23 protein-coding genes are annotated in these 24,524 nt (G+C 70.8%); 9 read left to right on the top strand and 14 right to left on the bottom strand.

All coding sequences use genetic code 11. The features are described from left to right. Positions 1–53 precede the first annotated feature (53 nt). Positions 54–335, top strand: a complete 282-nt coding sequence (locus VKV26_10425) for a type II toxin-antitoxin system prevent-host-death family antitoxin (GenBank protein ID HLZ70309.1) — start codon at positions 54–56, stop codon at positions 333–335. Between the two features lie 2 nt (positions 336–337). Further along, positions 338–775, top strand: coding sequence for a putative toxin-antitoxin system toxin component, PIN family (locus tag VKV26_10420; GenBank protein ID HLZ70308.1), 438 nt, complete (start codon positions 338–340; stop codon positions 773–775). A 4-nt stretch (positions 776–779) separates the two neighbouring features. Here VKV26_10420 and cydC read toward each other — a convergent pair whose 3' ends face one another. Beyond that, positions 780–4,418, bottom strand: coding sequence for a thiol reductant ABC exporter subunit CydC (gene cydC / locus VKV26_10415; GenBank protein HLZ70307.1), 3,639 nt, complete (start codon positions 4,416–4,418; stop codon positions 780–782). A gap of 328 nt (positions 4,419–4,746) precedes the next feature. On the opposite strand from cydC, the gene VKV26_10410 reads away from it, so the two are divergent. Continuing rightward, positions 4,747–6,396, top strand: coding sequence for a protein phosphatase 2C domain-containing protein (locus VKV26_10410; GenBank protein HLZ70306.1), 1,650 nt, complete (start codon positions 4,747–4,749; stop codon positions 6,394–6,396). Between the two features lie 223 nt (positions 6,397–6,619). Here the strand turns inward: VKV26_10410 and VKV26_10405 are convergent, their stop codons facing one another. The 5 genes from VKV26_10405 to VKV26_10385 all read right to left on the bottom strand — a co-directional run bounded on the left by VKV26_10405 (position 6,620) and on the right by VKV26_10385 (position 10,887). Continuing rightward, complete coding sequence (locus VKV26_10405; protein HLZ70305.1) at positions 6,620–7,099, bottom strand: hypothetical protein; 480 nt, start codon at positions 7,097–7,099, stop codon at positions 6,620–6,622. A gap of 2 nt (positions 7,100–7,101) precedes the next feature. Then, positions 7,102–7,401, bottom strand: coding sequence for a hypothetical protein (locus VKV26_10400; GenBank protein ID HLZ70304.1), 300 nt, complete (start codon positions 7,399–7,401; stop codon positions 7,102–7,104). Positions 7,402–7,528: 127 nt separating this feature from the next. Next, positions 7,529–7,975 carry a DUF1003 domain-containing protein gene (locus tag VKV26_10395; GenBank protein HLZ70303.1) on the bottom strand — a complete coding sequence of 149 codons (447 nt, stop codon included), beginning with the start codon at positions 7,973–7,975 and terminating at the stop codon, positions 7,529–7,531. 242 nt (positions 7,976–8,217) lie between these two features. Beyond that, entirely contained in the window at positions 8,218–9,309 is a 1,092-nt protein-coding gene (locus VKV26_10390) for a Zn-dependent alcohol dehydrogenase (protein ID HLZ70302.1), read from the bottom strand. Positions 9,310–9,714: 405 nt separating this feature from the next. Next, positions 9,715–10,887: a cation:proton antiporter gene (locus VKV26_10385; protein ID HLZ70301.1), complete on the bottom strand. Its 1,173-nt coding sequence runs from the start codon at positions 10,885–10,887 to the stop codon at positions 9,715–9,717. Between the two features lie 189 nt (positions 10,888–11,076). On the opposite strand from VKV26_10385, the gene VKV26_10380 reads away from it, so the two are divergent. Further along, positions 11,077–12,105 (top strand): polysaccharide deacetylase family protein, encoded by a 1,029-nt coding sequence (locus VKV26_10380; GenBank protein ID HLZ70300.1) that lies wholly within the window; start codon positions 11,077–11,079, stop codon positions 12,103–12,105. Between the two features lie 165 nt (positions 12,106–12,270). Then, positions 12,271–12,675: a VOC family protein gene (locus VKV26_10375; protein ID HLZ70299.1), complete on the top strand. Its 405-nt coding sequence runs from the start codon at positions 12,271–12,273 to the stop codon at positions 12,673–12,675. Positions 12,676–12,746: 71 nt separating this feature from the next. On the opposite strand, the gene VKV26_10370 is transcribed toward VKV26_10375, so the two are convergent. The 3 genes from VKV26_10370 to VKV26_10360 form a co-directional block, all read right to left on the bottom strand. After that, positions 12,747–14,648, bottom strand: coding sequence for a PAS domain S-box protein (locus tag VKV26_10370; GenBank protein HLZ70298.1), 1,902 nt, complete (start codon positions 14,646–14,648; stop codon positions 12,747–12,749). An 84-nt stretch (positions 14,649–14,732) separates the two neighbouring features. Further along, positions 14,733–15,293 carry a BON domain-containing protein gene (locus tag VKV26_10365; GenBank protein HLZ70297.1) on the bottom strand — a complete coding sequence of 187 codons (561 nt, stop codon included), beginning with the start codon at positions 15,291–15,293 and terminating at the stop codon, positions 14,733–14,735. A 52-nt stretch (positions 15,294–15,345) separates the two neighbouring features. Further along, the gene (locus tag VKV26_10360; protein HLZ70296.1) at positions 15,346–15,612 is read right to left on the bottom strand and encodes a DUF6582 domain-containing protein; all 267 of its coding nucleotides are present in this window, start codon (positions 15,610–15,612) and stop codon (positions 15,346–15,348) included. Between the two features lie 240 nt (positions 15,613–15,852). On the opposite strand from VKV26_10360, the gene VKV26_10355 reads away from it, so the two are divergent. Together VKV26_10355 and VKV26_10350 are read left to right on the top strand one after the other, a co-directional pair. After that, the gene (locus tag VKV26_10355; protein HLZ70295.1) at positions 15,853–17,070 is read left to right on the top strand and encodes a GAF domain-containing sensor histidine kinase; all 1,218 of its coding nucleotides are present in this window, start codon (positions 15,853–15,855) and stop codon (positions 17,068–17,070) included. A gap of 1 nt (position 17,071) precedes the next feature. Beyond that, positions 17,072–17,836 (top strand): response regulator transcription factor, encoded by a 765-nt coding sequence (locus VKV26_10350; protein ID HLZ70294.1) that lies wholly within the window; start codon positions 17,072–17,074, stop codon positions 17,834–17,836. A gap of 23 nt (positions 17,837–17,859) precedes the next feature. Here VKV26_10350 and VKV26_10345 read toward each other — a convergent pair whose 3' ends face one another. The 5 genes from VKV26_10345 to selB all read right to left on the bottom strand — a co-directional run bounded on the left by VKV26_10345 (position 17,860) and on the right by selB (position 23,759). Beyond that, positions 17,860–19,551 (bottom strand): DUF87 domain-containing protein, encoded by a 1,692-nt coding sequence (locus tag VKV26_10345; GenBank protein HLZ70293.1) that lies wholly within the window; start codon positions 19,549–19,551, stop codon positions 17,860–17,862. Continuing rightward, the gene (locus VKV26_10340; protein ID HLZ70292.1) at positions 19,548–20,144 is read right to left on the bottom strand and encodes a hypothetical protein; all 597 of its coding nucleotides are present in this window, start codon (positions 20,142–20,144) and stop codon (positions 19,548–19,550) included. The genes VKV26_10345 and VKV26_10340 overlap by 4 nt, the downstream gene beginning before the upstream one ends. Positions 20,145–20,162: 18 nt before the next feature. After that, the gene (locus VKV26_10335; protein HLZ70291.1) at positions 20,163–20,537 is read right to left on the bottom strand and encodes a hypothetical protein; all 375 of its coding nucleotides are present in this window, start codon (positions 20,535–20,537) and stop codon (positions 20,163–20,165) included. Between the two features lie 91 nt (positions 20,538–20,628). Continuing rightward, positions 20,629–21,870: a DNA double-strand break repair nuclease NurA gene (locus VKV26_10330; GenBank protein HLZ70290.1), complete on the bottom strand. Its 1,242-nt coding sequence runs from the start codon at positions 21,868–21,870 to the stop codon at positions 20,629–20,631. Beyond that, positions 21,867–23,759, bottom strand: coding sequence for a selenocysteine-specific translation elongation factor (selB, locus tag VKV26_10325; protein HLZ70289.1), 1,893 nt, complete (start codon positions 23,757–23,759; stop codon positions 21,867–21,869). The genes VKV26_10330 and selB overlap by 4 nt, the downstream gene beginning before the upstream one ends. Before the next feature lie 292 nt (positions 23,760–24,051). Between selB and VKV26_10320 the strand changes: the two genes are divergently transcribed. After that, entirely contained in the window at positions 24,052–24,207 is a 156-nt protein-coding gene (locus VKV26_10320; GenBank protein HLZ70288.1) for a hypothetical protein, read from the top strand. Positions 24,208–24,282: 75 nt separating this feature from the next. Further along, positions 24,283–24,495, top strand: a complete 213-nt coding sequence (locus VKV26_10315) for a helix-turn-helix domain-containing protein (protein HLZ70287.1) — start codon at positions 24,283–24,285, stop codon at positions 24,493–24,495. Positions 24,496–24,524: the final 29 nt, after the last annotated feature.

Here is a 24,524-nt window from a genome sequence, read left to right as displayed (position 1 = left end):
CGCTGTCTGCGATACTAGCGCTATCGGGACACCGCGGGAAAGCGATTACGAGTATGGAACGTACCATCGGCGCCTTTGACGCCAGACGCCAATTCGGTAAGGTGCTCAATGAGGTCACCGCGAAGGGTGATGCCTACGTCGTGGAGCGCCACGGCGCGGCGATTGCAGCCGTGGTGCCGATCGCTGTCTACCAGCAGTGGAAGCGGGAACGCGCGGCGTTCTTCGACCGCATGGAGGCAATTGCGAAGCGGGCCAACGTGCCAGAGCAGGAGGCGGATCAACTCGTCGCCGATGCTCTCCATGAGGTGCGCTCGGCGCGCCGGACCCACGCCTGAACATGCGTGTCGTCCATGATGCGAATATCGTCGTCAGCCGCTACCTCGTTCCCGTCGGCATTCCCGCTCAGGTGATGGCCGCCTGGCGAGCTCAGCGGTATGACCTGATCATCTCCCCTGCGCTCATGTCCGAGTACGAAGACGTCTTGAACCGGCCGCGCATTCAGCGCCGGCATGGCCTGACCCCTGAACAAGTCGCTTCCGAACTGACCAGACTGGCACGTTTCGCCATCCTTGTCGAACCAGCCGAGGTGCCAGCGGTCATTGTCGACGACCCGGACGACGATCAGGTACTTGCAGCCGCCGTCGCGGGAGAGGCCGACTTCATCGTAAGCGGTGACCGTCACCTGCTGAGCCTGCGCGAATACCGGGGTATCCGCATCCTCTCCCCTGCCGGCTTTCTTGCGCTGCTTGCGTCCCAGGAGCACGCTGAGTTGTAGGCGGCTAGCCCCCGCCCTCCACGCCGACGGTGCGCGTTGCTGCCGCGGCGTCGGTGTGCGCCATGAGCTGCGCGGCGATCAGGTGCGAGTAGAGGCCGTCCCGGGCCAACAGTTGCGCGTGCCTGCCGCGCTCCACCAGGCGCCCGTCGTCCAGGACAAGAATCTCGTCGGCGTTGCGGATCGTGGAGAGGCGGTGCGCGATCACGAAGGTCGTGCGGCCGGCCATCAGCCGATCGAGCGCCTGGCGCACCTCCGCCTCGTTTACCGCGTCGAGGTGTGAGGTCGCTTCGTCCAGGATCAAGAGCGGCGCGTCCTTGAGCAGCGCCCGCGCGATCGCCACGCGCTGCCGCTGGCCTCCGGAGAGCTGCATGCCGCGTTCGCCCACGCGCGTCTGGTAGCCGTCCGGCAGCGCGGCGGCGAACTCGTCCACGTTGGCGCGCCGCGCCGCCTCCAGCACCTCCGCGTCGCTCGCCTCGGGCCGGCCGAGCCGCAGGTTCTCCCAGAGCGTCGTGTTGAAGAGATACGTATCCTGCGCGACCAAGGCCACCAGCCGGCGCAGGTCGTCCAGCGCGTAGTCGCGCAGATCGTGGCCGTCGATCAGGATGCGGCCCTGCTGAGGATCCCAGAAGCGCAGCAGCAGGTGCGCCAGCGTCGTCTTGCCCGCGCCCGATCGGCCCACAAGGGCCACCGTCTTGCCCGCCGCAGCGGCGAAGCTAACGTCGTGCAGCGCGGGCGGATCGTGCGGCGCGTAGCGGAAGGTCACGCCCTCACAGACCACGGGCAGACCGCTGGCTCGCTGCTCGCTCGCCGCCTCGGGTACGCCGGGGCCGTCCTGCACGGGCACCGGCTCGTCCTCGATCGCGAAGTAGCGCCGCGCCGAGGCGAGCGTTTGCATCAGCTCCTTCAGCGTCTTCACCAGCTCTGTCACCGGGCCGAAGGCCGACGCCGCCAGCACCGTGGCGACGAGCAGATCGACGCGTGAGAGCTGCCGATTCGTTACCAGCCCGGCGCCGACCGCCAGCACCGCGAGGGCGCCGAGGCCGGTCAGCGCCTCGATGATCGCCGTCTGCACCGCCTGGTCGCGGAAGAAGCGCACCTGCAGCGAGGCGAAGCGCCGGCCGCCGGCGCTGATCTCCGCGGTCCGCGCCGGCCCGGCGTCGAAGGCGGCGATCGTGCGCAACCCCTGCACGCCGTCCACCATGCCCGCGTTCAGCGCGCCCGTGCCCTCGCGCAGCTCGCCGCCCAGCCGCTCCATCGCGCCGCTCGCCAGCCACGGCGTCAGCGCCACGCCCACCAGGAACGGCAGCAGCGCCAGCGCCAGCGCCCAGTGGTAGATCAGCAGCGCGATCAGCACGCCGCCCGGCACGAGGATCGCCACGAACAGCGGCGAGATCGTGTGCGCGAAGAACAGCTCGATCGTTTCCACGTCGCCGGTCGCCGCGCTGACCACGTCGCCGGAGCGGCGGCGCTGCAGATAGGCCGGGGCCAGCGGGTCGAGCATGTTGTAGAGGGCAATGCGCATCTCCGAGAGCAGGCGGAAGGCGAGGTCGTGCGCGATCCACGATTCGGCCCAGGTCAGGATCGCCGTGATCGGCACCAGCGCCAGCAGCAGCGTAAGCCACGGATTGAGCGCACGCCCGAGCGTCACCCGCCCGACGAGCACGGCGCCGACCACGCCCAGCGCCACGACCGCCGCGGCGCGCAGCAGCCCCAGCGTGAAGGTGAGCGCCATCTCGCCCGCCCATGGCCGCACCAGACCCAGCAGGCGCGTGTACACCCGCCGCAGGGGCAGCGGCCGGCGGGTGTCTTCGATCGCCAGCTTCGGCAGCTCCTCGCCGGCGGTGCGTGTGCGGTCGCCGGCATTTCCGGCTGCTTCCGCGGCCGTCGCCGAAGTGATGCCGGCCTGCCGCTCCTCCTCGACCTCGTGCTGCGCCGCCATCAGCCGGGCGTAGGTGCCGCCCGCCGCGATCAGGTCCGTGTGCCGGCCGGTCTCCACCAGCCGCCCCCGCTCCAGCACCAGGATGCGGTCGGCGTTGACCACGCTGGAGAGCCGGTGCGCGATCGTGAGCGTGGTGCGGCCTCGCTGCAGCCGCTCCAGCGCCTGCTGGATCAGCGCCTCGTTCTCGGCGTCCACGCTGGAGAGCGCCTCGTCCAGCACCAGGATCGGCGCATCCTTCAGCAGCGCCCGCGCGATGGCGATCCGCTGCCGCTGCCCGCCGGAGAGCCGCGTGCCGCGCTCACCCACGACGGTGTCGTAGCCCCGCGGCAGCGCGGCGATGAACTCGTGGGCATTGGCGGCGCGGGCGGCTGCTTCGAGCTCGATTTGCACGGCCGCCGGCTTGCCCAGGCGCAGGTTCTCCGCTACCGTGCCGTGAAAGAGATACGTATCCTGCGCCACCAGCGCGACCTGCCGGCGGATCGCCGCGAACGGCAGCTCGCGCACGGCGCGCCCGCCGAGCAGCACGCGCCCCTGCTGTGGATCGACGAAGCGCAGCAACAGATTGACGATCGTGGACTTGCCGGCTCCGCTCGGGCCGACCACGCCCAGCGTCTCACCGGCGCGCAGCTCAAACGAGAGATCCTCCAGCGCCGCCCGCCGCCCGCCCTCGTAGCCGAAGGTCACGCCCTCGAAGCGCAGCGTCGGCGCCAGCGGCGCCGAAGGCGGGGCCGGCTGCGCCGGCTCGCCCACCTCGATCGGCGTGTCGAGCAGGGCAAAGATGCCGCGCGCGGCCGCCGTCGCCAGCATGCCGCGATGATAAAGCACGGTCAGGTCGCGCAGCGGGCGGAAGACCTCGACACCGAGCATCAGCACGATCAGCAGTGTGCGCAGTTGCAGGTCGCCCTCGTGCACACGCACGGCGCCCCAGGCCAGCGCCACCGCCGCGCCCGCCGAGACGCCGAGCATGGTGATGCCGCCGGTGAGAATGTTCACGGCCAGCACGTACATCGTGCTGCGGAAGAGCCGGTGCGCCCGCTCGGCGATCTGCACCCCGCGCCGCCCGCTCTGGCCGAAGGCCTTGAGCGTGGGCAGGCCCTGAATCGTGTCCAGCAGGTCGGAGGCGAAGCCGGCATAGGCGTCGCGGCGGGCGAGGGCGCTCGCCGCGTTCCAGCGGTGAAAGGCCGCGGGCGCAATCAGCGTGAACAGGGCGAAGAACAGGAAAACCGCGGCCGTCTTCAGGTCGAGGAAGGCGAGCACGGCAAACAGGATCACCGGCGTGAGCGCGGCGACGATCAGTTGCGGCAGATATTGGCCGAAGAACGTATCCAGGCTCTCGACGCCCTCGACCAGCGCCAGCAGCACGTTGCCGGTGCGCTGCTGATCGAAATAGCCGGGACCGAGCGCCAGCACCTTCTCGTAGAGCTGCCGGCGCAGCCGCACCTTGAGCACACCCGCCGTCCGATTCGCGATCTCTTCGCGCCAGAGCTGCATGGCCGCACGTAGCACGATCAGCGCGGCGATCAGCATGAAGGCGCCGGCCAGACCGGCGAGCGAGCGGCCCTTGAACACCTGGGCGATCGTGTCGCCGGTGAGGGCCAGCCGCCAGATCGCGACGGGCACCGCGACGATGCCGATCAGCGCGGCGAGCGCGATGCGCCCGCGCATGCCGGCGCTCATCGCGAACAGGCGACGGTCAAAGTACATGACGGCATTCCCCGCTTGCGCTGTGCGTCCAGTATGCAGCCGCACGGCCGCTGTCGGCGCTGCCCGCGCAGGCGCAGTGGCGATCGAAGCTCGACACGGCTACTCTAACTGCGACGAGTTGCAGTTGCAATCCAGATGCAGACGACGGCGAGATGCTCGCCGGCGTGGCCGCGCCGCCGGGAGCCGGTTGTGTTCGCACAAGCAATGCGCTGCCGGCAAGTGCTCTCTGTGAAGCCGTTCCTTGATCGGCCGAAGTACCATTCGTACTGTTAAAGTCTGGCGAGAATCGGGCAATTAGCGGTTGCTGCAAGCGCCGCGGGGAGGGGATGTGAGCGACCCGCCGGCGCCGGACAGCGCCCTGCGCAGCGATCCCGGCCGCGTCCGCACGAACAACGAGGACGCGGTGGGCGGGTTCGAGCCGGCCGATCGCGCCCTGCGCGCCGAGCGCGGCTGCCTCTACGTCGTCGCGGACGGCATGGGAGGGCATGCCGCGGGCGAGGTCGCCTCCAATTACGCGGTCGCCTCGATCCTGCGCGACTATTTCACGCTCCCCTGGCAGGGTCCGGAGCCGACGCTGTGCACGGCGATCGCCGCGGCGAACGCCGCCATCCACGCCGAGGGTTCCACGCCCGGCGAGCACCAGGGCATGGGCAGCACGGTCGTCGCGGCGGCGCTCCTGCCCGGCCGCGCGATCGTCGCCAACGTTGGTGACAGCCGCGCCTATCTGCTGCACGACGGCCAGTTGCGGCAGGTCAGCATGGACCATAGCTGGATCGCCGAGCGGGTTGCGGTTGGCCTGCTCACGCCCGAAGAGGCGGCCGCCCATCCGGGCCGGAACGTGCTTACGCGCAACCTTGGCTTCACGCCGCAGACCGAGCCGAGCGTGGCCGAAGTCCCGCTGCAAGCCGGCGACCGCCTCCTGCTCTGCAGCGACGGTCTCAGCGGCCCCGTGGCCGAGGAGCAGATGGCCGGCTTGCTTGGCGCAGGCAGCGCGGAGCAGGCGGCGATAGCGCTGGTCGCCGCGGCGAACGAGGCCGGCGGGCCGGACAATATCGGCCTGATCGTAGTGGCTCCGTCCGCGAAGCGCGTGCGCCCGCCCGCGGGCACGCTGGCGGCGCTACATCCGCCGTCGTGGGAGCCAGAGCCGGCGGCAGTGCAGGCGGTTCCGCGACCCCTCGCCGCCGGGTCGCGCCGCCGGTGGCCGCAGCTCGTGCTCGGGGCGGTGGCCGCCGTTGTCGCCGTCGCCGTACTGACGGCCGGTGCTGTTGCCGTTGCCGGGCGGGGCAGCAGCAGCCGCAAGACCGCCGCCGTCTTGGCAACCGCGCGCGGCGCCGCATCGCCGCCACCAGCGACCGCTGCGCCCGCGAGCCCCACGCCCGCGTCGACGAGCTCGCCCGCCGCGACGAGCGCGCCGACGCCAGCCCCGACCGCGGCGCCGTTGCTTGCCGTGGCCGCACAGACCGTCTCGCCGGCGCCGTCGGCCACGGCGCCGCCGGCTGCCGGGCCCGCCAGCCCGGGCGATGCGCCGCTTCCCGCCGCGCCCAGCCGCAGCCCCACCCCCGCCAGTGTCGCGGTGGCCGGCAACGCTGGTGGCCGCGGCAGCCCGGTGGCGGCGCCGGCATTGCGCCCGGCCGCACCGAGCGGGGGTGGCGCGAGCAGCGGGGCGACGGGTGGTGGTCTCAGCGGCGGCCGCGCCGGAGCGGGCACGGCGGGCGGGGTGCCGAGCGCCATGCCTCCGGTCGTGTTCCAAATCCGCACCGGCGACACGCTGGACGGCCTCTGGCAGAGCTGTTACACGCACGAGATCAGCAGCTTCGACACGTTCACGACGATCGTCGCCGCGCTCAACCCGCCCGGCTTTGACCCGCTCAACCCGCGCGGCTTCGATCCGCTCAACCCGAAGGCCGGCGATCTCCTGCGGCTGCCCGGCGGCTGGGACGGCGCGGACTGCCCGCTGGGCGCCGGACGACCGTTCTAAGCACATAACCATTCGAAGGGCATGGTTCTGAGTCCCGTTCACGCGTGGGACGCTGTGCCGAGCTCATGGCTGCATGCTTAGCAGCGCGACGCCGGCGCCCCGGCACGTTCGCGAACGAGGGTTCGCGCACCGGTTGCCCCGCACGGCACCGCCGCGAATCTTCGGCGCGGCGCCTTCCCTCCAGCTGCAAAGCCGACGAGCTGCACGCGCACAGCACGCCGGCTCAGCGAGACGGAGGCGGCCAGATCGTACGGGCGGGTGGCCACTGACCGCGGGAGGCGTAGGCGGCGTGCAGGGCGCGCTCGATGCGGAACTCGAAGAGCGAGTCCTCGGCGCCGGGCTGCACTCCGGTGCTGGTGAGCGCGGCGAACACGGCTTCGCGCAGCGCCGCGTCGTCAAGACGGCGGGCGCGGCCGGCCAGGAAGAACTCGTCGTCGCTCTGATCGCCCTGGTGGGCGTGCAGCGCGTAGCGGCCGTCGCGCACAAGATCGCCCCGCTTGGGTGAGGCGCCGATCAGGGCGTAAAGGCCGCCGTCAACGATCGTGGGGCAGATGGGATGCAGGCGCGGGGCGCCGTCGCGGCGCACGGTCGCCAGAAAGGCGAGGCCGGGACCGTGCTGGTAGAGCAGCCGGCGTCCGTGCTCGGCCAGCTCGGGCGCCTGCGCCGCGAACTCGGCCCAGGTGAGCGGCACAGTGGCGGCCACCGCTACCAGCCCTGGCGGCGGAAGCCGCACACCGGGCAGGCCACGCAGCCTTCGCCGTTCACCAGCGGGCCGCCGCAGTCCGGGCAGCGGTTGCCCGTGCTGGCCATCAACCGGCGCAACGAGGGCGCCACCGCCCGCACCGTGTAGGGCAGCGACTCGAGCGCCGGCCGCCGGTCATCGCGCAGCGGCGGCGGCGCAAACAGGGAGAACTGGTAGCCCGCGTAGCCCGCAGCGGGTTCGCGCCGGACCGCAAACGGCGCCGCGGCGCCCCTCGCCTGGCGGTAGCTGGACGTGCGCATCATGGCGCGGCCTCCTGCGCGGGCGGCATCAGAACGTTCGTTCTTGATATATCAGAACGCTCGTTCGGATGTCAACACCCTGGGCCGCGCGGGCTTGGTCAGGCACCGTCGTGCGGGTTCGCCGGCCGCGTCAGCTATCGCCGCCGGCCGGCGGCGCGGGCAATACCTGCTGGCAGAGCTGGGTGGTGAGGCCGTGCACCTGCGTCGTGATCATGTGCACCTGCTGGGTGAGGCCGAGCAACTGGTTGGAGATGTCGATCAGCTCCTGGTTCTGCTTGCCCTCGTCCTGCACCAGCTTCCACTCGTTGTCCGCCAGGATCTGTCGCCGCTCGTCGGCGCGGTTCTGACTGATCATCACGAAGGTGCTGAGGAAGATCGCTTCCAGCGAGACGATCATCGTCAGCAGGCCGAAGGGGAACTTGTCGCCGAAGGGCTTGGTGACGACCCAGATGATGAACCAGACCGCGTGCAGGTAGACGAAGATCATCGAGCCGGCGAAGGCGGTGATCACGTCGGCGATGCGGTTCTGGATGCTGTTGGCGCGCTCCTCCGCGTGTTGCACCAGCGCCGGGTGCATGGCCGTCTGTTGCGCTCTGCGCAGGCTCATTCCGCACTCCCTTCGTTGCCTTAGCCTCAACGCTTGTTCGCGGCGCGCGGCGAAGTGGGGCGCGCCTCTCTCCCATCGTCGGCACGATGTTGCATCGATGATATGTCGGGAGACGTGGCAAGCCCCGTGCCGTTAGGTCGAATGCGCGCCGCGGCCCCGCATCCGTGGATGCGGGGCCGCGCCTCTATGACCTATCCCCTGTTTCCTGTTCCCTACTTCGTCATCGGGATGATCGAGCGGGCGACTTCGCCGTTCTTCAGCGCGGCGAAGGCCTCGTTCACCTGGCCCAGCTCCCAGCGCTTGGTCACCAGCTCGTCCAGCTTGAGCTTGCCCTGCTTGTGGAAGTTGAGCAGGCGCGGCATGTCTACGCGCTGGCGCGTGCTGCCGTAGAAGCAGCCGATCAACTTCTTCTCGGAGAGCAGCGCCGGGCCGGGCACGCTGATCTCCGAGCCCCAGGGCATCATGCCGACGATCACGGCGGTGCCGCCGCGGCGCACCATGTCGAAGCACTGCCGCGCCGCCGTGGTGTTGCCGATCGCCTCGAAGGCGAAGTCCACGTTGTCCTTCGTCAGCTCTTTGACGGCGGCAACGGCGTCCGTCTCCTTGCCGTTGACCGTGTCCGTGGCGCCGAACTGTTTCGCCATCTGCAGCTTGTTGTCCAGCAAGTCCACGGCGATGATGCGGCCGGCGTTGGCCAGCACGGCGCCCTGGATCACGTTCAGCCCGACGCCGCCGCAGCCCACGACGACGACGGTCTCGCCCTCTTTGACCTTAGCCGTGTTCAGCACCGCGCCCACCCCGGTCATCACGCCGCAGCCGACCAGCGCGGCCGTGTCCAGCGAGGTGTCCGGGTCGTCGATGCGCACGAGGCCGCCCTCGGGCACGACCATCATCTCCCCGAACGAGCCCATACTGGCAAACTGCGTCACCGGCCGGCCGTCCCAGGTGATGCGTGGCCCGGCCTCTGGCGACGGGTCACGGCCCGACGGCTCCTGGCAGAGGTGGGGATTGCCGGTGGTGCACATCTGGCAGCGGCCGCAGAAGGGGCTGAAGGAGAGGATCACCTTGTCGCCCGGCTTCACGTAGGTCACGCCGTCGCCGATCTTCTCGACCACGCCGGAAGCTTCATGGCCGAGCACGACGGGGAAGCGGATCGGCCAGAGGCCGTCCACGAAGTGCAGGTCGGAATGGCAGACGCCGGTGGTGGCCGTGCGCACCAGCACTTCGCCGTGTGCGGGGTCGCGCACGTCCAGCGTCTCGACGGTCAGTGGCTCCTTCGCCTCGTGCAGAACGGCGGCTTTCATTGCACATCTCCGATGGTCATAGGGGGCACGCCCCCTTTCACCCCCAGCAGTGAGACGGCCTGCGGCCGTGGTGATTTCACCGCGGGGCTTCCCGCACGTTGATGGACATCTCCGAACGCGATGGGGGCAAGCGTTGATCTACGGTGGGCGCTTGCCCGCCCATGCTAAGCACCCCAGCAGTGAGGTCCGCTGCGCGGACGGTGATTTCACCGCGGGGCTTCCCGCGCTTCAGCGGCAACTCCGTTGGTCTCAGGGGCGAGCCCCTTTCAGGCCGTAACGACACCGGGTGCGGCCGCGGCGTTAGCGCTGTTGCATGGCCGGTGTGCCGGCCCACGTCACTGCCCGCTTGCCCGGCGATAATACGGCAGCGGCGAAGCGCGGAGCAAACGGCGGGCGAAGGCAACCTCATGCTGCGCCGGACGACGCTTCGAGGCGGCGCAGCAGTGGTGCGATCGTCAGTCCCTGCGCCAGCAGCGTAAACAGCACTACACCGGCGGTGAGGCGCAGCAGCAGGTCGTGCTGCGGCAGGTCCAGCGGCAGGCTCAGCGCCAGGGCGATCGCCAGTGCCCCGCGCAGGCCGCTCCAGAAGACCAGCGCCCCGTGCCGCCAGAGGAACGGACGCCCGCACCAGCGCAACAGCACGCCGCTGCCGTAGACCACGAGCAGCCGGGCCAGCAGCGTCGCCGCTACCGCCCAGGCGAGGTCGCCGGTCACGCCGCGCAGATTGGTCGGACCGACTTTGAGGCCGATTAGCAGGAACAGCAGCGAGTTGGCCAGGAAGGCCGCGAACTCCCAGACCTCGTGCAGCAACTCCCGCGCGGCGGGCTGCAGCCGTTCGGCGCCGTCGGCGGCGAAGACGAGCCCCGCCGTCACGGTGGCGATCACGCCGGAAACCTGCAGACGCTCGGCCAGCAGAAAGGCGCCGTAGGCCACCAGCGCCGAGACGGCGAGCTGCGCCAGGTGGTCCTCCAGCAGCGCGGCGCAGCGCGCCCCAAGCCAACCCATTACCGCACCGACCAGCAGCCCGCCGGCCAGCACGCCGACGAACTGTAGCCCGACGTTGAGCGGCCGGAAGACGCCGCCCCGCGCCGCCGGCAGCAACAGCGTGAACAGCACCAGCGCCGTGCCGTCGTTGAGCACGCTCTCGCCCTCGACCACCAGCGCCAGCTTCTCGGAGATCTTCAGCCGCTTGAAGGTGGCGAGCACCGCCACCGGGTCGGTCGCGGAGACCATGGCGCCGAACAGCGCTGCCAGGGCGAGGTTCAGGCCCGTGAGCCGCCAGAGCAGCAGGCCGATGATCAGGGTGGAGACGATCACGCCCGGCACGGCGAGCACGGCGATCGGCGTCAGCGCGTCGCGCAGCAGGCGCAGATCGACGAGCAGCGCCGCCTCGAACAGCAACAGTGGCAGAAAGACGTGCAGGATCAGGTCGCGGTCCAGCGCGAAGCCGGGCTTCACGTCCGCCACGCCCAGCGCCAGCCCCAGCACGACGAGCACGACCGTGTAGGGCACGCGCACGTATTGGACCAGCAGGGCGCTGGCCATCGCGAGGCCAAGCAGCAGCAGCACGCCGTCCATGCACCGATCGTGGCAAACCACAGCAACGGGCTCAAGCGCCGCCACGACCATCTATCGGAACACGAGCCGAATGCACTACGCTGTTGCGCAACGCATTCGACACTCTTATTGCATGCCGGCGTCCGCCCTGGCCGCGAGGCAGCGTGCGTGTGCGCCGTCGAGCGCGGAAACCGGTAAGCGGTACTCGAGATGAAGCAGGCATCGACCACAGGGCGAGCGCTGCTGCCGGCGCTGCTGGTGGCGCTGCTGGTGGCGCTTGCGACCGGCGCCCGGCGCGCCGAGGCGCAGGCCGGCGTCAACGGCTGGCTCGACGTGGCCGTCTTTCAGCAGCAGGCGGACGGCAGCACGCCGCCGCTCGCCGGCGCGACGGTCTCGCTGGAGAGCCTGCTGGGTCTGCAGGTCACACAGGGGCAAACCGGCGCCGACGGCCGCGCCCACCTGGAAGCGCCGCAGGGGCTCTACGCGCTGGTGGTGCAGAGCGAGACGCTGAATGGCATCGCCAGCCTGGCCTGCGGCGACGCGGACTGGAACGAGGCGCCCGACACGCAGCAGATCGGGGAGCGCGTCGCGCTGTTCGAGCCGAAGCTGCCGTTGCTCGCCGGTCAGGGCGCCTGCCGCGAGTATCTGTTCGCGCCGCCGCCGCCCCCGCCGCCGCCCCCGCCGCGCCGGCCGGTGCATCTCACCTTCGACGACGGCTACATCGACCTCTGCCAGACGGTGGACATGGTGATCGGCCTCGGCATTCACGCCACCTTCTTCTTGACCGGGCAGGCGATCCTCGCGAACCCGGCGTGCGTGCAGCGGTTGGTGGCCGCGGGCAACCAGCTCGGCAACCACACCTTCGCGCACGAAAACCTGACTCGCCTGAGTTACGGCGGCATCATCAGCACCCTGCAGCGCACGGAGGACGCGGCGCAGGCCGTGGCCGGCGTCTCTACCAGGCCGTACTGCCGCCCGCCCTACGGTGCGATCAACGCCACCGTGCGCCAGGCCGCCGCCGATTTCGGCTGCCGCATGGTGATGTGGGATCGCGACACGCTGGACTGGTCGGGCCGCGCTCCCGCACTCGTGGCCAACACGGCGCTCTCGGTGAACTGCACGGGCGAGATCGTGCTGATGCACACGCAGGCCTTCCCGCGGGACCAGTTCGCCGTGCCGCAGGTCGTGCAGACGCTGGAAGCCCGCGGCTGTGTGCTCACCAACCTCGGCGAGCCGTAGGCCGGACTGCCGCACGGCGCGCATCCGGATCGGCGATGGTTCAGACCGCTCCGCGGCGTGGGTACGCCCGGCGCCTGCCGGCGCGCGATCACGCCGTATACTGCCGGCGTGGCGAGGTAGGCGATTCGCTGCGCCGATTCATGATAGCCGTCGGAGAACACTGCAATGTCGAACATCCGCGCCCTGGCCGAGGTCGTGCTGCTGGTGCAGGATCTGGAGCGGTCGCTCGCCTTCTACCGCGACATCCTCGGGCTGAGCGTAATCTCGCCCGCGGGCGCGCCGGCGACGTTCCTGCGCGTAGGAGCAGAGGGTGCGGGCGTGCCCCAGCAGATCGTGCTCGTGCCGCGGCCTGCCCGGGCTGGCCCCGCCGCCGGCAAGGCCGGGCAATCGTTGCATCACATCGGCCTCGAAGTGGCGGCCAGCGACTTCGCCGCCGAGCGCGAGCGCCTGGCCGGCCTCGGCTTTGCGCCGCGCGGCGGCCAGCACCCCTTCCTGCCCGTTGAAGCGTTCTATGTCGACGACCCGGATGGCAACGAAGTGGAGATCGTCTGCCGCGTGGAGCGGGTGTAGCGGATAGCGTCCAGCGCTCCTGCACGCGTGCTCGACCCGGCACGGGACCGCCGGGCCCCTCTTGCGAAACCCTAATCCCCAGACTCTCCCCCCTCACCCAGCGGCAAACGCAGGGTGAAGGTGCTGCCTTCGCCGGGGAGGGAGTCGAGGTCGATGGCGCCGCCGTGGGCACGGGCGATCTCCGCGGCGATGTAGAGGCCGAGGCCGAGGCCGGCGACGCCGCGGTCGACGTTGCTGGCACGCTGAAACGGCTGGAAGATGCGCTCCTGGTCTGCCGGCGGCACGCCGATGCCGCGGTCCTGCACGGCGATCGCCACCGCCTCCGGCTCCTTCCACACCCGCACGCGGATCGGGCTGCCCGGCGGCGAGTACTTGCGCGCATTCTGCAACAGATTGACCAGCACCTGCTCCAGCCGGTCCGGATCGGCGCGAACCTCCGGCGCGCCGCCGGCGCCGCCGAAGTCGATCGGGTGCGGCGGCTCGGCGGCGCGCTCGGTCTCCACCACGCGCCGCACCAGCGGATCGAGCGCCAGCGGCACGGGCACGATGCCGAAGCGGCCACTGGCCAGGCGCGAGACGTCCAGCAGCTCGCCCACCAGCCGCGCCAGCCGGTTCACCTGCTGCTCGGCGATCGTCAACGAGGCGGCGATCTCTTCGGGCTGGGCGCCGCGCTGCAGCCGGCGCTGGCCAAGCTGAATCTGGCCCTTGAGCGAGGTCAACGGCGTGCGCAGTTCGTGCGAGGCGATCGAGAGGAACTGGTCGCGCACGGCGACGGCATCGCGCAACTGCCGCTCGGCGCGCTCGCGCTCCGTCACGTCGTGGTACACGAGCACCACGCCGTCGAAGCGGCCCGCCGCGTCGTGCAGCGCCGCCCCGCTGGCGGAGACGACCACCCGCTGCCCGGTGGGCCGCACCACGACGAATTCCATGCCGTGCAGCGGCCCGCCGGTTCGTCGCACGAGCGCGAACGGATGCGCCCGCGTCGGCAGCGGCGCACCGTCCGGCCGCAGCAGCCGGAAGGGCGGGACGGCCGACCCACCCTCCCACTGTTCGCGCGAAACGCCGAAGATCTCCTCCACGGCGGCGTTGAGCAGCAGCGAGCCCCCGCCGCGGTCGAAGATGTGGATGCCGACGGCGGCGTTCTCGACGATGCGCTGCAGGCGCTCTTCGCTGCGGCGCAGCGCTTCGGCCGCCTGCTTGCGCGCGGTGATGTCACGAGCCGAGCCCTGCAAGCCCACCAGCCGGTCGCCGTCGTACAGCAGCCGGCTCGATACTTCCAGGATCACGCTGCGGCCGTCTCTGGCCCGTACGCCCAGCTCGTACGTTGTGACCGGCTCGCCGTCGAGCTTGCGCGCCCGCATCTGCTGCATGCGCTGGCGGTACTCGGGCAGCACAATGTCGCTGATCGGCCGGCCGAGCAACTCCGCCGCAGTGTAGCCGGTCACACGCTCGTGTTCGCGATTGAGCTCGGTGACGTTGCCTTCCAGGTCAAGCGTGTAGAGGATGTCGTTGGAGTTCTCGAACAGCTCTCGGTAGTGCCGCTCGCGCCAGCGCTGGGCAGCCTCCGCCTGTTTCTCTGCGGTCAGGTCCTGGACGAAACAGATCACACGCCGCGGCCGGCCGCGTCCATCTCGCTCGATCTGGCCGCGATGGCTGATCCAGCGCTCCGCGCCGCCCGGCGGCTGAAACCGGACCTCCAGGGCGAAGTCATGGCCCTGCGCTGCGCCGGCGAGCGCTTCACGCAGGCGCTGGCGATCGTCTGCACACACCAGCGCGAGGTATGAATCGAGATCGTCGAAGCACGCCCGCGACGGGCCGAGCAGCGTCTCCGCGGCCGGCGACCAGCGCACGGCCCCGCCGCGCAGATCCCACTCCCAGATGCCGATTCCCGCGGCTTCCAGTGCGGCATGCAGTGCGGAATCGTGCTGGGCAGCAGCGCGCGGCGTGCGCGCGCGCCGGGGCGGCGCGGCCATGCCAACCTCATTCCGCGCCATAGCAGGGAACGCGGAGTGCGGTCATTATAACTGCGGTGCGATCGCGCCGCTGCTGCCGGCCGGCTACCCGGCGGGCGGCCGCCCGTGCGGCATCGTCTCGCTCTCGTGGCTGGCGTGCAGCGCCGCCGCCTTGTTTGGCGCCGGCGTGCCGGGCAGGTGCATGAGGTTGGCGACGTTGTAGACGCCGGGCACGCGTCGTGCCCTCGCCACGATGCGCTCGATTTGCTCCGCCGAGTCGAGCTGGCCGCGCAACACGATCACGCCGTTCTCGGCGTTGACGTTGATGCGGCCCTTCGGCACCGACGGATCGCGGAACAGCTCGCTCTCGACGCGCTGGGTCAGCGTCACCGCGTCCGCCGGCTCCTCGCTGTGACCCGGCCGGGTGAAGCGCCCCCACTGCCCCGTCAGTGTCCGCGTGCCGCGCCGGCCCAGGCGACGGGCGCGCCGGCGGCCGCGCCGCAGCAGGGCGCCGCCCCTGGAGATCAGCCGTGCGCGGCGCCGGTGACCCACGCCCGGCTCACACAGGTACACGATCAGGGCGCCGCCCAGGCCGGCCAGCACAAGCGGGCCGATGCCCGGAGCGCCGCGGCGGCGGCTCTCCCCCGCGTTCGCCTGCTCGTCCATCGCCCACCGCCTTTCTGCCGCCGGCCGTGCGGCCGGCCGATCGCCGCGCCGCTCAGTGCGAGGGCACGCGGTGCCCGTTCTTCCTGAAGAGCTGCCGCCAGCCGCGCTCTTCGATCTGCACGCCGAAGCGCCGCGCCGCCTCGCGGATGCGCCGCCAGGCCGCGTCGCGCTCCGTGTTGCTCACGCCTTCAACCTGATCGAAGCGTGCCACGGCGTTGCGCACGTGCGCCGCGTCGTTCAGCGGTTCCTTGCGCTCCTTCGGGAAGGCAAAGCGCTCACGCGGCATCCGCTCGCGCTGCCTCGTACTCAGCTCGGACATGATCGCCTCCCTGCGGGATGACCGCGGGATCGACTCCTGGCGGAACGGTCCCCCACCTACGATCATCCCGCGCGAACCACGCCGAGGCGATACTGCAAGCGAACGAGTTGCTCGCGCCCGTCTCCACGTCCCGGCTCGGCACGGCTCACGGGCCGGCGCGCCGCGGGGCCCCGGCTCAATTGTAGAACCGCCGGCAAGTGCCGGCCGAGGTTCGTTCGCGAGCATGCCTATACTGGAGCCATGAACGACGCACAAGCGCGGCCACCCAGGGCGCGCGGCGCCCATGCCGGCGCAGCGCGCGAGGGCGCCACGGGGCGCAGCCGCCGAGCGCGCGAGCTGGCCGCGCTGAACGCCGTGGCCGAGGTGCTCAACCGTTCCGGCAGCATCGCCGAGGCGCTGGAACGTACGCTGGCCGTGGTCGCCGGGGCGATCGGCATGCGCTCCGGCTGGGTCTGGCTGCGCGACGAGCGTGGCGAGTTCGTGCCCGCCGCGACCTATCATCTCCCGCCGTATCTGCAAGACCCGCAGCACATGACCGGCTGGCACTGCCTCTGCCTGCGCACCTTCGTCGCCGGCGACCTGCGCGGCGCCGCCAACGTCAACGTGCTCGAGTGCAGCCGCCTGGACGATGTAGTGGACGGCACGGACGGCATCCGCTTCCACGCCAGCATTCCCATCTACCTGGGCGGCCGGCGCATCGGCGTGATGAACGTGGCGATGCCCGAGTGGCGCGAGCTGGACGCCGAGGAGCTGCAGTTTCTCTATACCGTCGGCTACCAGGTCGGCCTCGCGGTCGAGCACGCGCGGCTGCTGGACGCGCAGACACGGCTGGCGCAGGTGGAGGAGCGCAACCGCCTGGCCCGTGAGATCCACGATACCGTAGCGCAGACGCTGGCGGGCCTGGCGCTGCGCCTGGAAGTGGCCGACGCCCTCTCCGAGCGCGACCCCGCACGCGGCCGCGAGGCGGTGCGCAACGCGATCGGCCTGACCAAGGGCGCCCTGGACGAGGTGCGCCGCTCCGTCACCGACCTGCGCGCCGCGCCGCTGGAGGGGCTGACGCTGGCCGAGGCGCTGCGCCGGCTGGTGGAGCAGACCGGCCGCGAGCAGCGCCTCGATGCCCGCTTCGAGCTGCGCGGGGCCGACCGGCCACTCTCGCCGCGGGTGGAGATGGGGGTCTTCCGCATCGCCCAGGAGGCGCTGACCAACACCGTCAAGCACGCCCACGCGCGCCGCGTCACGGTTGCGCTCGACCCCGGCGAAGGGCTGGCGCCGCACGAGCCGCTGCGGCTGGCGATCGAGGACGACGGCCGCGGCTTCAATCCCGCCGAGCCGCCGGAGGGTCACTTCGGCCTGCTCGGCATGCGCGAGCGGGCGCGGCTGCTGGGCGGCCGGCTGGAGATCGCCAGCGCACCCGGCGGCGGCACGCGCATCACGCTCGATCTGCCGGCGGAGGCGTAGCATGACTGCCGCCGGCGCGGGCCCCGATCCCCCGGAATATCCCCTGGCCCCCAATACCAGGGGAAGGGGCGATCTGGGTTCGGATGGTAGCGAGCAAACCGCCGGCAGTTGGGATGAACCGGGGGCGGTCGCGCCTGCCCCGATCCGCGTGCTGATCGCGGATGACCATCCGGTGGTGCGCGACGGCCTGGCGCTGATCCTGCAAACCGAGCCGGATTTCGACGTCGTGGGCCTTGCCGCTGACGGCGTGGAGGCGCTGCGCCTGGCCGAGGAGCTGCGGCCTGCCGTGCTGCTGCTCGACCTCGGCATGCCGCGGCTGGACGGCGTTGAGGTGATCCACCGCCTGCGCGAGACACGCCCGGGGATCGGCATCGTCGTCTTCACCGTGTTCGACACCGATGAACGTATCCTCGCAGCCCTGCAGGCGGGGGCGCGCGGCTATCTGCTGAAGGGCGCTCCGCGCGAAGAGGTATTCACGGCGCTGCGCACGGTGGCGGCAGGCGGCTCGCTGCTGCCGCCGCTGGTCGCGTCGCGGCTGCTGCGCCACGTGCGCGGCGAAGACGAGGCGCCGTTCGAGCCACTCTCGCCGCGGCAGCAGCAGGTGCTTGCCCTGCTGGCGCAGGGTTTGCAGAACAAGGAGATCGCCGTGGCGCTGGGCGTGGCGCAGCGCACGGCCAAGTTCCACGTGGAGACGGTGCTGCGCAAGCTCGGCGCCGGCAACCGCACTGAAGCCGTGGCGATCGCCACGCGGCGCCACCTCATCTGACGCTACTGCTGACGCTACGGACGCTACTCTTCCGGATACAGGTCTGATGCGCGGGAGCGCGGGCGGGCGCCGAGGTCTTCCAGCCAGCGCTCGTAGGTGCTGGTGTAGTCCTCGGGCTTGACCACGATCGGCATCGGCACGGCGTGGCCCAGGATCAGCGCCTGCTGCTTGGAATCGAGCCGCGCCAGCACCTCGCGCAGGCCGCTCTTGCCGGAGACGCCCGCCAGCACCGCGTCCACGTCCCGCTCGTTGTCCAGCAGGCAGCTCACGCGTGTGCCGAGTTGCGACATCACCTCGCCCTCGATCGCGCTTGGCCGCTGGTCGATGATCAGCAGCGTGACATTGTACTTGCGCATCTCGCGCGCGATCTGGCCGAAGATCGTCTGCCCGGCCACGCGCGGGTCGAGGAACTTGTGCGCCTCCTCGATCGTGATCATCAGCCGGATCGGCTTCTCGCCCTTCTCGCCCAGCGCCTTCTCCACCAGGTCGCGGTAGCGCTCGTGGATGCGCCGGGTAAGCACGTTGGCCACGAGCATGTAGCCGTCCAGGTCGTTGCCGAAGCGGCCGAACTCGATCACCACGCTCTTGCCGGAGAGCAGCGAGCCCAGGATGGCGTTGAGCGAGGCGGCCGGCGCCCGTTCTACGAGAAACGGCTTGTTGCGCAGCAGCTTGTTGAGGCCGCGCTGCAGGTTGCGCACCGTGGCGACGTGGATCGCGAGCTGGTTGAGCAACCCGGTGTCGGCGCTGTCCTCGTCCATGCTCAGGGCCAGCGCCTGCTTCAACCAGCCCTCGCGGAAGCGGGCCTGCAGGGCGTGGCAGGCGTCCACCGAGTTCTGCGTCAGGTTCAAGGTCTCGGCCAGCAGCGCGATGTCCTCGGCGTCGATCTCGTTGTGCCCGATTGTGATCGCCGAGTCGTACGGTACGCGGCGCCGGCGAGAGCTGTCCTCGTCCAGCGTGTACACCACCACGGAGGAGCCTGCGAGCTGCTTCAGCCCCTTCACCGTGCCGCCCGCGCCCTCGTACGTGCCCTCCCAGCCGTACTCGTTGTGCATGTCGAAGACGAGGTGCACCGCCTTCTTCTTCGCCTCGCGCTGCGCATTACTCTTTTGGATCACGTTGAGCAGCACCAGCCGCGTCAGAAACGTCTTGCCCGTGCCGCTCTTGCCGAAGATGCCGTTGCTGCGCTCGACGAAGCGCTCGTAGTCGAGCCGGACCTTCACGTCCATGTCGAGCGGCGTACCGATCACGAAGTGCTCGGCGTCTTCGGCGCCGAAGATGCGTTCGACCTCGCCCTGCGTCGCCTCGCGCACACGGGAGAAGTGGCCCGGCACGGTCTTGACCGGCTCCGGCGCGTTGTTCTCGACGGCGGAGACGCGCAGCATCGGCGTGATGTGCAGCACGGCAAAGGCGGCGGTGCCGCGGTAAACCTCGCGCAGGAAGTCATCGTCCTCGCCGGGCGGCGTCTCGGTCAGCGCCGAGAGCGTGGTGCGCAGTTCGACGTCCGTGATCATGCCGAAGAAGAGCTGGTCCTGCGCCTCCACCGTGACATACCGGCCGGCAGCCATCTCCTCCACGTCGACCTCGGCGTCGAGCCGCACCTCGAGTCCGGCGGTGAGCGAGCCGCCGACCACGGAGCCGAGCGGCGAGAAGATCGTCGGCCGGTCCAGCGCCACGAGCGAAAGTGCGGGGCGGCCGTCGCTGCCGTGCCCGTTCATGGCTGCATCCTCCGCAAAATGGCCTGCAGGCGGGTGGCGTCGTCGGCGAGCAGCGGCGTCAGCGCCTTGCCCGCGCGCACGAGAAAGCCGCGGCGGTCGGGCTGCGCTGCGGCCGCCAGGCGCAGCGCGGCGGCGATCACATCGTCGGCGAAGAGACCGGCGGCCAGCAGCAGGCGCAGGAAGTCGAACGAGCGCATGAACTCGCTGCACTCGTCTTCGCTGCAGCCGCGCACGCGGGCGAGGATCGGCGGCGGCGCCGCCGGCAGGTACTGGCGCATCAGGCCGTCGCGCGCGTGGCCGACCACCACCGTCTCGAACGTCGTGGCCAGCAGCGCGGGCACGTGCGGATTTTCGTCCAGCACGCGCCGCAGGTCGTGCTCCGGCTCGCCGCGGGCGGTGATGCGGCGTGAGGGGTCGATGCCTTCAGTCAGCACACCGGCGACGATGCCGAAGACCGGCTCGTCGATATCCTCGACGGCCACGAGCAGCCCCAGCGGCGGCGCCGCGTCGCGCGCGAAGCACTCGGCCCAGAAGCGGTCGATCGAGGCACGGATCACGCGGCCGTAGCGGGCGCTTGGGGCGAAGGCGGTCATCGGCGTTCCCTGCGAGCGCTATTCTTTCGGCCGCTTGAAGAAGAGCAGGCCGTTCCACGGCGCTCCGACCATCTCCCAGCCCTGCTCGCCCAGGTCGGCGATGGCTGCGAGCACCGCGTCGGTCTCGGCCGTGTTGCGGTCGCGGTCGCTGAAGTCGGAGATCAGCTCCGGTCCGTCCTTCGTCAGCCAGACGCAGCGCGGCGAGACTGTGCCGAAGGCGCCCGCCGTGTCGCCCGTGATGCCCGTGAGCAGCACGTACTCCCAGGCGATCGGCTCGCCGCCGTCTTCGTCGTCGTAGTCGTCATCGCGCTCGTCCGGCTCCGGCTCCTGCCGGTGCGGTTGCACGGCCCAGCCGGACTGCCGCTCGCGCTCGGGATTCACGTCACGCTTCATCTCGCTCGCCGCCTATCGCAGTGCTGCCGGGGCGCCCAATCCTGGTTGGGCGCCCCGCTGGTCCGACGCGGCCGCGCCGTGCCTGCCCTCGTCATATCCCACGCACCCGCTTGCTCAGCGCCTTGGACGAAGTCAGCCAGGGGATGCCGTGCAGCTCGCACTCGCGCGCGATCAGGGCGGAGAAGGCCATGCGGTCCGTTGTCGAGATCACGGCTTGCTCGTGGGCCTCCTGTAGGGCCACCGGGTAGTTCGCGCCGCTTTGCGCCTGCCGCACCAGCAGCGCGTGCAGCAGCTCCAGCCGCGAATGCTCTTCCGCCATCCACAACGGCAGTTCGACACGCGCGATCTCGTCGCCGGCGCGCAGGTAAAAGAAGGCGATGCGGTGGCCTTCCTGCTCGTACCAGCGCTCCGCCGTCTGGTCGCCGGTCGAGCGATGCGGCAGGAAGACGGCGCTGCGCTGCCAGGGCTGCAGCAGGCGCAGCATCAGCGCCGCGTCGTCCGGCAGGCCGGCCGCGTCGCAGGGCCGCTCGCCCGTCTCGCGGCCGGGACAGGCGCGGCACTGCACCGCCGGGCGCATCGGGCATTCCAGCAGGCGCAGGCTGTTGACCACGTTGCTTGCGCCGCTGCGGCTGACGTAGCCGCTGAACACGGCGCGGCCGTCCTGCACCAGCCGTTCCAGCCGCCTGAGCGCCTGCAAGGTGCCGCGCTCGCCGTGCTTCAGGTCTTCCGCGATCAGGGGCGGCACGTAGCGCTTCTCCAGGTTCCACAGCGCCAGGTTGCCATCGAGCAGCGCCAGCAGCGGCCGGTCGCTGGGGCAAACGGTCTCGGCCAGTTCGGCCAGCAGCGCCAGCTCGCGCACGCCGCGCACCACGTCCAGCACCGCGCCGCGGATCGCGGCCTCGCGGCTCGGGTCGCTGGCGTCGCGCAGGAACAGCTCGTCGCCCGTCGGCTGCAGCTCGGCGCGGGTGTTGAAATCGGCGAAGGGGCTGCCGCCGTACTGCAGCGACATCCAGCCGAAGTTGAGCACGTAGCACTCGACGGGCAGGTTGCGATCGACGTCGATGCTGGAGCCGTCCACAGCCAGCACGGCGTAGTCCGCGGGCGCGGCGGGCGGCGCGATCGCCGCGTCGAGGCGCTCTGTGTGCGGCAGCGCCAGCGACCACGAGGTCTCCGCCCGCTCGACGCGCTCGGCGAAGGCGGCCGGCGCCTCGGCGGCCGCGCGCAGCAGCGCTAGCGCCCGCTCCATGCGCGCCGCGTTCTGCGCCTGTTCGAGCCGCGCGCGTTCGACCAGTTCCGGCAGGCTGGCGGCGACTTTGACCAGGTCCAGCGTCAATGCACGGCCCCTTCCGGGCTGCGCAGCACGCGCTCGTCGCCCAGGCGCCGCGTGACACGCTTGTCGTCCAGGTGTTCGAGCAGCGCCTGCGCGTAGCGGCGGCTGGTGCCGAACAGGTCGCGCACCTGCGCCAGGGTGATCGCCGGATGCCGCTTCAGGTGGGCGACGATGCCATCCACCATCAGCCGGTAGGCCGCGGCGTCGAAGACGATGCCTTCGGCCACCGGCACAACGGCGCCGCTCTCCGCCAGATAGGCGATCAACTCGCGCTCGGGCAGGTGGTCCGGCGCCGGCGCGTACGGATGCGCCCGCAGCGCCGCGAGGAAGCGATCGGACTCCGCCTTCTGTGCCGCGTTGAGCGCGACGGCGTGCTCGGGCGGGGCGACCGTGGCGCCGCGCTCGGCCAGGTCGCCGCGGGCGAGCCAGTGCTCCAGCAGGCCGTTGAACAGGCGCGGATTGAGGCCGAGCCGGCTCTTCAGTTCCTCGCGCGGCATACCCGCGCGCAGGCTGTGCTCTTTGAGGAAGGCGGCCACCGCGGCCAGCGCCCGCTCCGTCAGCCGTTGATAGCCCGCCAGCGTGTACAGCGCCGCGTTCGGGCCGGGCGTTTCATCGCCGTCGCCGCCGATGCGTACGGCGCGGCCCGCTTCAAGCAGCTTCGCCAGCGCCGCACGCACGCCCGCAGCGCCAAGGCTCGTCTCGCGCACCAACAGGTCCAGCGCCGCCGGCTCGTGGCGCGCCAGCACCTCATAGAGGCTCTCTTCGGGCGAGCCACGTTCTAAAGAGGCGAGCGAGGCCAATGTCGCCTCGTGCCGGCGGCGATGCCGGCGGGCGTGCACGTCCACGACCGTGCCGCCGCCCAGCGTCTCGTTGGGAGAGCGCAGCACGAAGCCGTCCCCGCGCGCCACGGCCACCGGCTCGAACAGCCGTACCTGCGCCCAGCCTTCGCCGCCGGGAGGCAGCTCGTCGGCGTCGAGCAGGCGCACGCGCGCCGGCGCCTCGGCCGAGCCGCTGTGGAACGTCGTCTGCGCGTTGTGTCGCAGCGGGTGGGTGGCGTCGGCGGTCATGCGCAGGCGCACGTCCACGGCCGTGGTGGGCATGAGCCAGCCGGGCGTGGTCAGCACCAGGCCGCGGTGCAGCTCATCGGTGCCGACGTTGCCGAGGTTGACGGCCGTGCGGCTGCCGGGTTCCGATCGCTCCACCTTGTGCTTGTGCGACTGCAGGCCGCGCACGCGCGAGCGCAGGCCGCCCGGCTCGACCACGACCTCTTGCCCGGCGCGCAGCATGCCGTCGATCAGTGTGCCGGTGACGACCGTGCCGAAGCCGGCGACGCTGAACACCCGATCGATCGCCAGGCGCGGCCGGCCGATGTCGCGCTTCGGCTCCGTCCTCGCCAGCGCGGCTTCCAGCGCCGCCAGCAGCTCCGGCAGCCCCTCGCGCGTGACCGCGGAGCAGGCCACGAGCGGCGCGCCGGCCAGGCTCGTGCCCGCCAGCGTGTCGGCGATGTCCGCCTGCACCAGCTCCAGCCAGTCGGCCTCGACCAGGTCGGCCTTGGTCACGGCGACAACGCCCGTTTTCACCTGAAGCAGATCGAGGATCGCCAGGTGCTCGCGTGTCTGCGGCATCACGCCCTCGTCCGCCGCCACGACGAGCAGGGCGATGTCGATGCCGCCGACGCCGGCCAGCATGTTCTTGATGAAGCGCTCGTGGCCCGGCACGTCGACGATGCTGACCTCTTCGCCGCCCGGCAGCTTCAGCCAGGCGAAGCCGAGGTCGATCGTCATGCCCCGCTCCTTCTCCTCGCGGAGCCGGTCGGGGTCGATGCCGGTGAGCGCCTGCACAAGCGTCGATTTGCCGTGATCGACGTGGCCGGCGGTACCGATGACATACATGGTGGCACGAGGATAGCACGCAATCCGCCGCACGGCCGGACCGAGGCGACGTAACGACGAGTGCCCCCGACCCCCTGCCCCTCTCCCTCTGGGGATTAAGCTTCGCCTTCCACGCGATATAAATGATCGGGAGGGAGGGGCGATCATCGGCAGCACGTTCCGCATGCGTGTCGGGCCGGCAGTCATCGTCAGGGCGCGCCGCGGCGTACCGCTCACTGCGTCTGGGATGACGGCCCGCATGGCAACTGCTGCCGCGTACGATGAGCGCATCACCGGTGGAAGGGACGCTGCCGTGAGCGATGATCGAGCTGATGAGACGCGCCCGGAGCGGCGCGCCCGCAAGCGCCGCGAGATGCAGACGCACGGCGCCAACCTTGCGCAAATCTACCGCAATGCGGTGCTGAAGCGAGCCGAAGCGTTGAAGAAGCGGCGCCGGCAACGCATCTGACGGCGTTGTTTGTACTTGACACCGGTGTTACTATGGCGCACGCGCTTGAGCAGATTCGCAACGAGGAAGCCCCCCATGGCGACACCGTTCGAGAACTACCTCGACCTGGTCGAGGCCGCCCGCGTGCTGGCCATCCACCCGCAGAGCCTGCGGCGCCTGATCAAGCAGGGCAAAGTCCCGGCGGTGCTCTTCGCCGGCAAATACCTGATCGAGCGCGACAAGATCGAGATGTTCAAGTCCAACTACGACCCGCGCCCCGGCCGCAAGCCGATCCGCCGCCTGCTCTAGCCGCGGCCACGGGCTGGGACCGCCATGCA

It is taken from the genome of Dehalococcoidia bacterium, from assembly GCA_035310145.1.
Classification (GTDB): domain Bacteria; phylum Chloroflexota; class Dehalococcoidia; order CAUJGQ01; family CAUJGQ01; genus CALFMN01.
Note: the sequence above shows the minus strand (reverse complement) of the source record. Positions and strands in the feature narration are given on the sequence as shown.